Source organism: Kitasatospora sp. NPDC101235, assembly GCF_044767505.1.
GTDB lineage: Bacteria > Actinomycetota > Actinomycetes > Streptomycetales > Streptomycetaceae > Kitasatospora.
In genome coordinates this window covers 237,555-249,119 of sequence record NZ_JBIWNZ010000007.1, presented here as the reverse complement: position 1 = coordinate 249,119, position 11,565 = coordinate 237,555, and the positions used below count along the sequence as shown (strand labels likewise).

Annotated in this window: 14 protein-coding genes; 9 read left to right on the top strand and 5 right to left on the bottom strand. The window is 74.7% G+C overall.

The window, feature by feature from the left end; translation table 11 throughout:
- Positions 1–73: 73 nt before the first annotated feature.
- The gene (locus tag ACIRRH_RS14950) at positions 74–997 is read left to right on the top strand and encodes an NAD-dependent epimerase/dehydratase family protein (RefSeq protein ID WP_403066642.1); all 924 of its coding nucleotides are present in this window, start codon (positions 74–76) and stop codon (positions 995–997) included.
- A 139-nt stretch (positions 998–1,136) separates the two neighbouring features.
- On the opposite strand, the gene ACIRRH_RS14945 is transcribed toward ACIRRH_RS14950, so the two are convergent.
- Complete coding sequence (locus ACIRRH_RS14945) at positions 1,137–1,355, bottom strand: hypothetical protein (RefSeq protein ID WP_403066640.1); 219 nt, start codon at positions 1,353–1,355, stop codon at positions 1,137–1,139.
- A 38-nt stretch (positions 1,356–1,393) separates the two neighbouring features.
- On the opposite strand from ACIRRH_RS14945, the gene ACIRRH_RS14940 reads away from it, so the two are divergent.
- From ACIRRH_RS14940 to ACIRRH_RS14905, 8 genes are all read left to right on the top strand, one after another.
- On the top strand, positions 1,394–1,894 hold the full coding sequence (locus ACIRRH_RS14940; RefSeq protein ID WP_403066638.1) for a hypothetical protein: 501 nt from the start codon (positions 1,394–1,396) through the stop codon (positions 1,892–1,894).
- 80 nt (positions 1,895–1,974) lie between these two features.
- Positions 1,975–2,664, top strand: coding sequence for an alpha/beta hydrolase (locus tag ACIRRH_RS14935; RefSeq protein ID WP_403066636.1), 690 nt, complete (start codon positions 1,975–1,977; stop codon positions 2,662–2,664).
- 298 nt (positions 2,665–2,962) lie between these two features.
- On the top strand, positions 2,963–4,189 hold the full coding sequence (locus ACIRRH_RS14930; RefSeq protein WP_403066634.1) for a serine hydrolase domain-containing protein: 1,227 nt from the start codon (positions 2,963–2,965) through the stop codon (positions 4,187–4,189).
- A 150-nt stretch (positions 4,190–4,339) separates the two neighbouring features.
- Complete coding sequence (locus ACIRRH_RS14925; RefSeq protein WP_403066632.1) at positions 4,340–4,696, top strand: DUF6204 family protein; 357 nt, start codon at positions 4,340–4,342, stop codon at positions 4,694–4,696.
- 74 nt (positions 4,697–4,770) lie between these two features.
- Positions 4,771–5,289, top strand: a complete 519-nt coding sequence (locus ACIRRH_RS14920) for a MarR family winged helix-turn-helix transcriptional regulator (RefSeq protein ID WP_403066630.1) — start codon at positions 4,771–4,773, stop codon at positions 5,287–5,289.
- A gap of 151 nt (positions 5,290–5,440) precedes the next feature.
- Positions 5,441–6,127: a class I SAM-dependent methyltransferase gene (locus ACIRRH_RS14915; protein ID WP_403066628.1), complete on the top strand. Its 687-nt coding sequence runs from the start codon at positions 5,441–5,443 to the stop codon at positions 6,125–6,127.
- Positions 6,124–6,453, top strand: a complete 330-nt coding sequence (locus tag ACIRRH_RS14910; protein ID WP_403066626.1) for a sulfurtransferase TusA family protein — start codon at positions 6,124–6,126, stop codon at positions 6,451–6,453. Before ACIRRH_RS14915 ends, ACIRRH_RS14910 begins: the two co-directional genes overlap by 4 nt.
- A gap of 153 nt (positions 6,454–6,606) precedes the next feature.
- A complete protein-coding gene (locus tag ACIRRH_RS14905) occupies positions 6,607–7,056 on the top strand; it encodes a hypothetical protein (protein ID WP_403066624.1) in 450 nt (149 codons plus the stop codon).
- 63 nt (positions 7,057–7,119) lie between these two features.
- On the opposite strand, the gene ACIRRH_RS14900 is transcribed toward ACIRRH_RS14905, so the two are convergent.
- The 4 genes from ACIRRH_RS14900 to def form a co-directional block, all read right to left on the bottom strand.
- The gene (locus ACIRRH_RS14900; RefSeq protein ID WP_403066623.1) at positions 7,120–8,064 is read right to left on the bottom strand and encodes a MerR family transcriptional regulator; all 945 of its coding nucleotides are present in this window, start codon (positions 8,062–8,064) and stop codon (positions 7,120–7,122) included.
- Between the two features lie 216 nt (positions 8,065–8,280).
- Entirely contained in the window at positions 8,281–9,714 is a 1,434-nt protein-coding gene (locus ACIRRH_RS14895) for an RsmB/NOP family class I SAM-dependent RNA methyltransferase (protein ID WP_403066621.1), read from the bottom strand.
- A gap of 103 nt (positions 9,715–9,817) precedes the next feature.
- Positions 9,818–10,756 carry a methionyl-tRNA formyltransferase gene (gene fmt / locus ACIRRH_RS14890; RefSeq protein WP_403066619.1) on the bottom strand — a complete coding sequence of 313 codons (939 nt, stop codon included), beginning with the start codon at positions 10,754–10,756 and terminating at the stop codon, positions 9,818–9,820.
- 90 nt (positions 10,757–10,846) lie between these two features.
- Positions 10,847–11,392, bottom strand: coding sequence for a peptide deformylase (gene def, locus ACIRRH_RS14885; protein ID WP_403066617.1), 546 nt, complete (start codon positions 11,390–11,392; stop codon positions 10,847–10,849).
- Between the last annotated feature and the right edge of the window lie 173 nt (positions 11,393–11,565).

Here is an 11,565-nt window from a genome sequence, read left to right as displayed (position 1 = left end):
GCCCGCCCGGTCCCTGCTGGCGGCGGCCTCAGGGCCCGGCCCGAAGGACTCGAAGAACTCGAAGGAGCGGACGATGCGCGTACTGCTGGCAGGTGCGACCGGGGCCATCGGTGCCCCGCTGACCCGGGTGCTGATCGACGCGGGCCACCAGGTCCTGGCCCTCACCCGCTCCGAGCACTCGGCGCAGGCCGTCCTGGCCGCGGGCTGCACGCCCGTACGGGCCGATGCGCTGGACCGCGAGGGGCTGCTGCGCGCGGTGGACGGCCTGGCCGCGGACGCGGTGGTCCACCAGCTGACCGCGCTCCGCGCGCCCTCCCGCAGGGTGGCCGCCGACAATCCGACCAACGTGCTGCGCGTCCGCGGCTCCGCCAATCTGCTGGCCGCCGCACGGGTCGTGGGCGCCGAGCGCTTCCTCACCCAGTCCCTGGTCCTCGGGTACGGCTATCGCGACCACGGAAGCCGGTTCCTCACCGAGGAGGAGCCGTTCGGCGTGTACGGCACGGGCCCCCGGGCCACCGCCTCCGACCATGTCGTCACCGGCCTGGTCGAGGCCGAGCAGCGGGCCTTCGAGGCCCCGCACGTCGCCGGGACCGCCTTGCGCTACGGCCTGTTCCACGGCCCGGGCACGTGGTTCGACCCAACCCCCGGCGCCCGCCCGATGCCGGTTCCGCTGGGCGGCGGCGGGGTGGTGCCGTGGATCCACGTCGAGGACGCCGCCACCGCCACGCTGGCCGCGCTGGAGCACGGCCGCGCGGGCGAGGCGTACAACCTCACGGGCGACCACCCGGCGAGCTTCGGCGAGTTGGCCACCGCCACCCGCCGCGGCCGCCCGGCCCTCCGCCTCCCCGGCTGGGCCCTGCGGGCTGCCGCGCCCTACCTCGGCGAGCTGATGCTCGGCACCACCCTGCGGGTCTCCAACGCCAAGGCCGCTCGCGAGCTGCACTGGACCCCGCGCCATCCCGATCCCCGCGCCGTACCGGCCGCCGGCCCGCACTGAGTGGCGGGCACCACACCCCACCCGTCCCCTGGCCCGGAGCAGGAAGTCGACCCGACCGACTTCCCGCTCCGCCGGCCCGCCCCTCACCACACTGGCGCGCCCACCACCGAGGGGAGCCGACCATGAACGGCCCCGCCCGTCACCGCCACACCGCCGCCACCAGCCCGGAGCCGGATGACCGGCACCCGCCGACGACCGAACCGAAGCCCGACGGCGCCGCCCGACTCCCCGAAATCTCGACCGCCCCGGCACCCGGACCACCCTCGACGCCCCGGCCGTCCGCGCCCTGCTCCGCGAGCAGCACCCGGACCTCGCCGACCTCCCGCTGCGCCCCGTCCCCTGCGGCGGGGACAACCAACTCCAGCGCCTCGGCCAGGAGTCGGCGGTGCGGCTGCCGTGCACCGACCGCGCGCCCGAGCTGCCGCGCAAGGAGCTGCGGCGGCCACCCGGATCGCCCCGGGCCTCCCGCTGCCGGTCACCGTCCCGCTCCGGGCGGGCATGCCGTCCGGGCGCTTCCCGCGCCCGTGGGCGGTCACCGGCGGCACCCTCTCCGGCGTGCTCGACTTCGGCGACCTGTGCGCCGCTGCCCGCGCACGACACCGCACGGAGGTACCCGTGGCCGTGATCGGCCGTGCGACGGCCACCGTGGTCGCACTGGGCATCCCGCTCGTCCCGGCGGCCGTCACGGCCCGCGCCGACCTGCCGCCCGAGCCCGGCGCGGGCTGGTGGGAGGTGTCGGCCAACGCCGCCAACGTCCGGGTCGACCACTTCGGCGAGGAAACCGTCATCGGCCTCGCCCGTTCGGGTGACCGGGTCGAGGTCGTGGACACCTGGACCTCGCCGCTCGGCGCCCGCTGGGCGAAGGTCACGGTGGCGCGCACCCGGGTCTCCGGCTGAGTCCTGCGGTCCCTGCTGGTGCACCGTGGCCCCTCGCCGGAACCGTAGAATCCGCCTGTACACATCAGGAGGGATTTCGCGTGTTCCGAGCGCAGCGTCCGCGCACCGCAGAGCTGACCCCGCGACAGGGGGAGGGGCCGGTCAACGGCGTCGCCCTGCTGCTGCCGGGCGGATTCATCCGCAGCCGGCGCGCACCCCTGAAGCTCGCCGAGCTGGGCCTGCGGGACCTGGCCGCCGAGCTCACCGAGCGCGGCCGGCCGCACGGCCTCGCGGTGCACCTGCTGCGCTACCGCCACGGCGGCTGGAACGGCGCCGACGCCGACACCGCCGTCGACACCCGCTGGGCGCTCGACGAGCTCACCCGGCTGTACCCGGACACCCCCGTCGCCCTGATCGGCAACTCGCTGGGCGGGCGCGCCGCCTTCTGGTGTGCCGGACACCCCTCCGTGGTCGGCGTGGCCGGGATCGCCCCCTGGCTGCCCAGCGGCGACCCGGTCGACCAGCTGGCCGGTCGGCGGGTGCTGATCGTCCACGGCACCGGGGACCACAGCACGGCCGGCGCCACCCAGTCCCTGGAGTACGCGCTGCGCGCCCGGCGGGTCGTCCCGGACCTCGCGCGGTACGAGGCCCCGGGCGCCAACCACCTCCTGATCCGCGAGTCCCGCGACATCAGTGCGCTGACCACCGCCTTCACCCTCGCCACCCTGGGCGCCGAGCCCGCGCCGCTGGTGGCGGGGGCGGTCTGCACCCGGCTCCCGGCACGGGTGTAGCCACCCCCCTCCGCCGGAATGCGAGCGGCCTTCCCCTGCTGATCGGCAGGGGAGGGCCGCTCGCATTCCGGCGGGATTCCTGCCGATCGGCACATGCGCGAACGGGGTCTCGGCGATCAATCTTGGAGTCACCGCGACGGCGGCCACCCGGGCCGCCGTGGAAGGGAGTCTCCACCGTGTTCCGTGACCACGCTCTCCTCCTCCGTTCCGGCGGGGTGAAACTGAACATCCGTCAACTTCGTGTTCTCCGGGGCGGATCGATCCGCCTCACACCCGTCCCAACGGCATCGGAGAGCACATGGCCGTCACCAAAACCGCCGCCCTCGCACGCGGCCTCGCCGCCCTGTTCCTCGCAGCGGCGCCCGCCGCACCCGCCCTCGCCGCCGAGCCCGCGCCCTCGCCCGCCGTCGGCCAGGCGCCGCCCACCAGTCCCGATCCGGCCGCCCTCGACGCCGCGATCACCGCCCGGCCGGGCGACCCGGTGGCGGGAGTGGTCGCCCGGGTGACGGTCGACGGCCGGGCCTGGCGCGGCAGCGCGGGCGATCCGGTGAGTGGGCGGCCGGTGGCGCCGAACGCCGCGTTCCGGATCGGCAGCATCAACAAGCCCTTCGTCGCCGCGGTACTGCTCCAGCTCGCCGCCGAGCAGCGGATCTCCCTGGACGGCACCGTCCAGCAGTACCTGCCCGGCACCCTGCCCGCGAGCTTCACGCTGCCGATCACCGTCCGCCGGCTCCTCGACCACACCAGCGGACTTCCGCAGGCCGTCGAGGGTCCGGAGGTCGAGGACCACGACGGCCTGATAGCCCACCGGTTCGCCGACGAGACGCTCGACCTGGTCATCCAGCGGACACTCCGCCCCCACCCGGAGAAGGGCCTACCCGAGGCGAGCCCGGCCTTCGATCCGGGCACCGCACAGGAGTACAACAGCTTCAACTACCGGCTGGCGGGCCGGATCATCGAGCAGGTGACCGGACACACGATCAGGGAGGAGGTGACGGCCCGCGTCCTGAAGCCGCTCGGCCTGCGGCACACCGAGGTGACGGAGGGCAGGCCCGCGATGCCCGAGCCCCACCTGGCCGGCTACTACCCTGACAACGCGGGCACCCCGACGGACGTCTCCGAGCAGGGCGGCAACCCGGAGTCAATGGTCTCCACCCCGGCCGACCTGGACCGTTTCCTGCGCGCCCTGCTGGACGGCGAACTCCTGCCGCCCCAGCAGCTGCACGACCTGCTCACCCTGCCGCGGGACGCCTCGGGCCGACTGCTGCCCGTACGCGGGGCGGGCGAGTGCCGGTTCGGTCCGGACAAGGGACGGGCCTGCCACAGCGCCGGGCTGACGGCCATTGCCCTGCAGGACGGCACGGTGCTCTGGGGCAAGACCGGACACGACCTCGGGTACTCCGGCGGCTTCTTCACCACCCCGGACCTCCGCAAGCGGCTGGTCTACTCCGTCGGCACCGGGCCCGACACCCCGGCACCGGCGCTCCGCCTCGCCGCCACGACCTTCGGCCCTTTCGCCCCCTGAGCCCGGTCAGCCGGTCACCCCGCCGGCCCTCCGCCCCGATCGTGAGGGAGCCACGCCGTAGGCGTCCAGGTGGGCTGTCTCCAGGCTGCGACACCGCGTCGCCCGAAATCGCGTTGGCGGCCGGCGGCCCGTACTGCCTATGGTCGGGGGATGACCACTCGAACCTTCCGCATCATGGTGCGCGGCGTCTTCGACGGCCTCACCGACGAACAGCGCTCCGAACTGCTCGCCGCCGCACCCGAGCACGACGTGCTGCACGCCGCCTTCACCCACGAGGGCCACCTCAGCTACGACCTGTCCGCGAGGACCGCCTTCACCTTCCGCTTCCTCGACGAGGGCGAGGCCGAGGAGGACATCCTGGATGCCACCGAGCGGGCCGAGCAGTCGGCGCAGAACTGGCTCACCGAACGCGGCTACGGCTACAAGAACCTCCGCTCCCAGGCCGAGGACCTCTCCCAGGCGCCGCTCGGCAAGCGTCAGCGCCGCGCCGCCAACACCGCTCACTGATCCGACCCCTCCCCCTCCGCCACCTCCTTGACGGCTCCCTGTCGGGATATACTTGAGCAGTCAAGGAGGTGGCAATGACAGAACAGCCAGAACAGACGGAGCGAACGGGGTGGGCCGCGACCGAGCCGGCCACAACGGGCCCGGGCCCCGACCCGCTGGATACCGCCCTGCGGCTGGTCCGCGCCCAGACGGCCGTGGTCAAGCGCTTCGACGCAGGCCTCAGCGGCCTGCACGGCGTCAGCCTGGCCGACTTCACCATGCTGCTCCACCTCTCCCAGGCCCCCGGCGGCCGGATGCGCCGGGTCGACCTCGCCGAAGCCCTCGGGCTCACCGCCTCCGGTGTGACCCGTGGCCTCGCGCCGCTGGAGCGGATCGGCCTGGTCACCCGCGAGACCGCCGCCCGCGACGCCCGGGTCGCCTACGCCGCCCTCACCCCGACCGGCCGCGAGCGGCTCGCCGAGATGCTGTACACCGCCCGCCAGGTCGCCGCCGACCACTTCGCGGCCGAGCAGTGGAGCGCCGAGGACCTCGGCCGACTGTCCACCCTGCTCACCCGTCTCGGCGGCACCGCCCCCGGTCAGCGCCTCGGCTGAGCCGCCCGCCCCGGCCGGGCCCCGCCGCACGCCCACCGCACCCCGGCACACCCACCGCGTGCCCCCACGTCCTAGGCTGACCCCGTACCGCCACACCACCCGCACCAGGCGCACCACCTGCACCACCCCACCCCCCGTGAAGGGCAGCACCATGACCGACACCCCCGGCACCGGGCCCGGACTGGAGCACACCCTCGCGGACGCCCAACGTGCGCACTGGCAGCAGACCTACACCGCCAACCCCGGGATGTACGGCGAGCAGCCCTCCTCCCCCTCCGAGCACGCCGCCGAGGTGTTCGCCGCCGCCGGGGCGCGGGACGTGCTGGAACTCGGCGCCGGCCACGGGCGCGACGCGCTGCACTTCGCCCGCGCGGGCTTCCGCGTGCTGGCCGCCGACTTCAGCCCGACCGCCCTGCACCAGCTGCGCGCCGCCGCGGCGGACCAGGGCCTGGCCGACCGGCTCTCGGTCCTCACCCATGACGTCCGCGAGCCGCTCCCCCTCCCCGACGCCTCCGTCGACGCGGTCTTCGCCCACATGCTGCTCTGCATGGCGCTCTCCACCGAGGAGATCGAGGCGCTCGTCGCCGAGGTCCGCAGGGTCCTGCGCCCCGGCGGCACCTTCGTCTACACCGTCCGCCACACCGGCGACGCCCACTACGGCGCCGGCACCGGCCACGGGGACGACATCTGGGAGCACGGCGGCTTCGCCGTCCACTTCTTCCCCCGCGAGCTGGTGGACGCGCTCGCCGAGGGCTGGCGCCTGACCGACGTCCACCCCTTCGAGGAGGGCGAACTGCCCCGCCGCCTCTGGCGCATCACCCAGGAGACCCCCCGATGACCGCAGCCGACGCCGCCACCCCCAAGGCCGCCGCAGAGGCCCCCGACCTCTCCATCGACGGCACCGGCCTGCTCTGCGTCCAGCTCCTGCTCCGGCTGCGCGCCCGGATCGCGCACCTCCCGGCCGGCGCGGTGGTCCACATCCACACCACCGACCCCGCCGCCCCGCTGGACCTCCCCGCCTGGTGCCACCTGACCGGCCACGAGTACCTCGGCCAGGTCCCGCACGAGGCGACCGACCGCGAGGTGTACGCGCTGCGCCTCACCTCCGCCCCGGTCCCGACCCGCCCCGACCGCCCCTGGCACCCGGCCCCCGACACCGACTGACCGACCCCACCCCGCTGCCGCCCTCGGCCATCACACGCTCCAGGAGGCCTGGCAGCGGGCCCGAGGACGGCTCACGGCCGAAGCCCCCGGGCCGCCCGGTGTGCCACGATGAGGAGGTACGAACGACCCGGCACCGCAGGGAGGTTGACCGCCGTGGACCCGATCATCAGCTGCCACTGGCAGAACCGGCAGGGCGCATGGGCCCTGACCGTCGGCCACAACGGCGACGGCTGGGAACTGCTCGCCTCGGCCCCCTCCTGGTCGGAGTCGATCCCCTTCGCGAACCCGGAGGAGGTCCGCCGACTCGCCCAGGCCCTGCTGGACCTGCCCGCCGAACCCGAGCCGTACGAGTTCGAGTGGCAGCTCTCCCGCACCGGATCGGCCGCTGCCGAGGGCGGGCCGCAGCCCCACTTCGCGACCTTCGCCGTCGGCCTCGACCCCACCGACGACCACCGCCCGTACCTCGCCTACCAGTCCTACTACGACCTGGGCCGGGCAACCGGACTCGGCCTGGAGGTGATCTGCGAGGACCCGCCGGTCGACCACCTCCGCGCCCAGGCCCACGCCTTCCTCACCGCCTTCCCCGGCCCCACCCGCCGATAGCCGCCCAGCCACTGCCGCAACCGCAACCACCACAGCCACACAGCCCCCGCACCCGCACCCGGCTCACGCCACGGCGCGCACCGCCCAGTCCACCTCCGCCGCCCAACTCTCCGGGACGGCCCACTGGTTGACCACCGCCAGCAGCTCCAGATACCGCTCCCGCCGCGGATCGGCCATCGCCCCCAGCCGTTCCGCCAACCGGTCGCGCAGCGCCCCGGTGTCCCCCGGCACCGCCCCCGCACACCACTGCCCGTACCGCTCCACCAGCTCCGCGACGACGGCCGCCGCCTCCGCCGACCCCGGGTCCACCCCGGCCGCGACCGCCGGTCCGGCCAACTCCCGCACTGCCACCGCCAGTCCGGGCCTCGGCAAGCCCGTGCCGGCCCGCTCCTCCGCGATCGCCGCCTCCGCCGCCTCCGCCCGGGCGAGCCCGCGCAGCAGCGCCCTGAACCCCGAGTCCCCCGCCAGCTGCGCCAACTCCACCCAGGCCTCGACCTGTTCGACCGACGGATCCTCCGGCAGCTCCGGCGTCAACGAGCGCGCCACGGCAGAGAACCGCTCGTCGCCACCGATCCCGCCGAACACCCCCGACAGGAACTCCGCGATCAGGCGCCCCCGTTCGTCCTCCGTGAGCCGGGCCAACCGGTGCACGAGCGTCAACTCCTCAGGCGTCGACCCGAGCCTGGCCACCGCCCCGAGCACCGCCCGCCGCAGCCGTAGCACCCGGATCCGGAGGTCGATCGCCTCCGCCTGCGCGGCAGCGACCTCGGCCGGCGTCAGTTCACGCTCCACCACCCGCCTGATCGCGGGCAGTCCGAGCCCGAGCTCCCGCAGGGTACGGACCAGTTCCAGGCGCGCGACGGCGTCGGCGCCGTACCGCCGGTGGCCGGCCGGGTTGCGGTCGGCCGGCGACACGATCCCCTGGTCCGAGTAGAAGCGGACGGTCTTGACCGTCAGCCCCGTCCGCCGAGCCAGCTCACCGATGGTGTACGTCACGTCGCCGTTCATGGCCACCACCCTGCTACCTCCCCCCACGGGAGATGCAAGCCGCCCACGGCCGTGACCGTCACCACACCGCGCGCCGCCGCATCACCCCCGGGGCCCGCACCGACGGCCCTCCCCCGGTGCAGGCCGACAGACAGACAGATCAGGGTGCACACCGCCGGGATCGCCGGCCCCGGCCGAGGTCACGGCCCCGGCCGGGGAGACGACATCGGAACGACGTCAGGCGGTGCGCCGCAGCAGCGCCAGGTACATCGCGTCCGTCCCGTGCAGGTGCGGCCACAGCTGCACGTCCGGCCCGTCGCCGAGCGCCGGGAGGCCGGGCAGCAGCGGGCGCGCGTCGATCCACTCGACCCGGCCGCCCTCGCCCCGCAGCACGTCGTCCACGACCGCCCGGGTCTCCGCGAGGTGCGGCGAGCAGGTCGCGTAGCCGACCACGCCGCCGACCCGGGTGGCCTCGATCGCCGAGCGCAGCAGGTCCCGCTGGAGCGGGCCGAAGGCCGCGACGTCGGCCGGCCGGCGCCGCCAGCGCGCCTCCGGGCGGCGACGCAGCGCACCTAGGCCGGAGCACGGCACGTCGACCAGCACCCGGTCGAAGCCGCCGGAGCGCCAGGCCGGGCGCGTCCCGTCGGCCGCGATCACGGTGTACGGGCCGGGGTTGCCTGCCAGCGCGCGTGCCACCAGCCGGGCCCGGTGCGGCTGCTTCTCGCTCGCGACCAGTGCCGCACCCCGCTCGGCGGCCAGCGCACCGAGCAGCGCGGCCTTGCCGCCGGGGCCCGCGCAGCCGTCCAGCCAGAGCCGGTCCTGGCCCTCCAGCGGCGCCGAGGCCAGCGCCAGCGCGACCAGCTGGCTGCCCTCGTCCTGCACGCCCGCCCGGTTCTCCTGCACGGCCGCGACGGCGCCCGGGTCGCCGCCCTCGGCGAGACGCAGCGCGAACGGGGACCAGCGCCCCGGCTCGGCCTCCGGCAGCGCGTCGGCCAGCTCACCGACGGTGGCCCGGCCGGGCCTGGCGACCAGGGTGACCTCGGGCCGCTCGTTGTCGGCCCGCAGCAGTTCCTCCATCGCGGTGCGCCCGGAGGCGTCCGGCTGCCAGCGGCCGAGCGAGTCCCAGAGCGCGGAGACGACCCAGCGCGGGTGGGAGTGCACGACCGCGAGGTGGTCCTCGGCGTCCCGGTCGTACGGCGGGGCGACCTGCTCGATCCAGGCGTCCAGGTCGTGGGCGCTGATCCGGCGCAGCACGGCGTTGACGAACTTGGCCTTGCCGTCGCCGAGCACCACCCGGGCCAGCTCGACGGTCGCCGAGACGGCCGCGTGGCTGGGGATGCGGGTGGTGAGCAGCTGGTGCGCACCGAGCGAGAGCACGTCCAGCACCGGCGGGTCGACCTTGCTGAGCGGCCGGTCGATGCAGGCGGCGATGATCGCGTCGTAGGTGCCCTGCAGGCGCAGGGTGCCGTAGACCAGCTCGGTGGCGAGGGCGGCGTCGCGCCGGTCCATGCCCTTCTGCTCGGCTTCGCGGAGCAGCGAGGGCAGGATCAGGTTGGCGTACGCATCGCGCTCGTCGACGGCGCGCAGCGCGCGGAACGCGACGATCCGGGCCGGGTCCTTCTTCGGGCGGCGGTGCGGGCGGGGGGCGCGCTTGGCGCTGGGGGTGGTCACAGGTGCCTCAAGGTGCTGCGGTGGCTATCAACGAACGGTGGAGATGAAGTAGCTCGAACGAACACGGACGGTCTCGAACGAACAGTAGCGCCGAACCGGAGCGTCAGCCCCCGAAGCGCTCCCCGGCCTCCAGCCGCGCGCCCCGGGCCCAGTCGGCGGCCCGCATCTCCTTCTTCCCCTGCGGACGCACCTCCCCCAGCTCGACGTCGTGGCTGCCGGTCCCGACCCGGACGCTGTTCTTGCCCGCCATCGCGACCTCGCCCGGCGCCAGCTCGGCGGAGTCCGGCAGCAGCTTGACCGGCCCGGTGACCTTCAGCCGCTCGCCCCGGAACTCCGTCCAGGCCCCCGGCGCCGGCGCGCAGCCGCGCACCACCCGGTCGATACGCAGCGCGGGGTGGTTCCAGTCGATCCGCGCGTCCTCGACGGTGATCTTCGGCGCGAGCGTGACGCCCTCGGCCGGCTGCGGCACGGCGTGCAGGGTGCCGTCCTCGATGCCGTCCATGGTGGCCGCGAGCAGCCGCGCACCGGAGAGCGAGAGCCGGGTGAGCAGCTCGCCACTGGTGTCGGTCGGGCGGATCTCCTCGGTGATCACGCCGTAGACCGGGCCGGAGTCCAGGCCCTGCTCGATCAGGAAGGTGGACGCGCCGGTGACCTCGTCGCCGGCCATCACCGCGTGCTGGACCGGGGCCGCGCCACGCCAGGCGGGCAGCAGCGAGAAGTGCAGGTTGACCCAGCCGTGCTTGGGGATCTCCAGGGTGCCGGGGCGCAGCAGCGCACCGTAGGCGACCACCGGGCAGCAGTCGGGGGCGAGTTCGGTGAGCCGGGCGACGAAGTCCGGGTCGCTGGGCTTCGCCGGCTTGAGGACCTCGATCCCGGCCTCCTCGGCGCGCTGGGCGACGGGGCTGGCAACCAGCTTGCGCCCGCGCCCGGCCGGAGCGTCGGGGCGGGTGACCACCGCGACGACCTCGTGCCGGTCCGAGGCGAGCAGGGCATCCAGGGCGGGAACGGCGACCTCGGGGGTGCCGGCGAAGACGAGACGCATCAAGTGCCTTTCTGGAAAAGGAAGTTCAAGAAACCAGCGAAGCCGACGAGAGCCGGCGGAGGTCAGCAGGCCGAGGTCGGCGGGCCGAGATCAGCGGGCGGAACCGAAGGTGCTGTGCGGCGAGACCTTGACCACCGGGGCCGGCCCGCCGCCCCAGGCCGCCTCCCGGATCGCCTTCAACGCAGCCTTGCGCTGCTCGCGGTCGAGCCGGTCGATGAAGATGATGCCGTCCAGGTGGTCGGTCTCGTGCTGGATGCACCGGGCGAGCAGCTGGGTGCCCTCCAGGGTCACCGGATCGCCGTGCATGTTGAAGCCCTTGGCCACCACGCCGTACGAGCGCTTGGTGTCGTAGCGCAGGCCGGGCAGCGACAGGCAGCCCTCGGGGCCGTCCTGCTCCTCCTCGCTCAGCGACAGGTCCGGGTTGATCAGGTGCCCGGTGACACCGTCCACGTGGTACGTGAACACCCGCAGGGAAATGCCGAGTTGGGGCGCGGAAAGGCCGGCACCGGGGGCGTCCAGCATGGTGTCGGTGAGGTCGCGGACCAGCTTGCGCAGTTCCTTGTCGAAGGTGGTCACCGGCTTGGCGGTGGACCGCAGGACGGGGTCTCCGAAGAGACGGATCGGCTGGATCGCCACGGGGTACGGGCTCCTGTCCGTAGGGGCACGGGCTGCGGTCGGGCTGGTTCACCCGCCAGTCTATGCAACCCGCACGGCCGCCCGCCGGGGGCTTCCCCCGGGCCGGATCGGCGTCCGGCACGGCCCGACTGTGCCGAGCGGCGTTACCCCGGCCCCCGCTTCGGCGTTGGTCA

What these genes read in the sequence shown, in the direction of transcription:
- ACIRRH_RS14950 (WP_403066642.1), top strand. Translation starts at nt 74, where the DNA reads ATGCGCGTACTGCTGGCAGGTGCGACCGGGGCCATCGGTGCCCCGCTG.
- ACIRRH_RS14930 (WP_403066634.1), top strand. Translation starts at nt 2,963, where the DNA reads ATGGCCGTCACCAAAACCGCCGCCCTCGCACGCGGCCTCGCCGCCCTG.
- ACIRRH_RS14925 (WP_403066632.1), top strand. Translation starts at nt 4,340, where the DNA reads ATGACCACTCGAACCTTCCGCATCATGGTGCGCGGCGTCTTCGACGGC.
- ACIRRH_RS14920 (WP_403066630.1), top strand. Translation starts at nt 4,771, where the DNA reads ATGACAGAACAGCCAGAACAGACGGAGCGAACGGGGTGGGCCGCGACC.
- ACIRRH_RS14915 (WP_403066628.1), top strand. Translation starts at nt 5,441, where the DNA reads ATGACCGACACCCCCGGCACCGGGCCCGGACTGGAGCACACCCTCGCG.
- ACIRRH_RS14910 (WP_403066626.1), top strand. Translation starts at nt 6,124, where the DNA reads ATGACCGCAGCCGACGCCGCCACCCCCAAGGCCGCCGCAGAGGCCCCC.
- ACIRRH_RS14900 (WP_403066623.1), bottom strand. Translation starts at nt 8,064, where the DNA reads ATGAACGGCGACGTGACGTACACCATCGGTGAGCTGGCTCGGCGGACG.
- fmt (WP_403066619.1), bottom strand. Translation starts at nt 10,756, where the DNA reads ATGCGTCTCGTCTTCGCCGGCACCCCCGAGGTCGCCGTTCCCGCCCTG.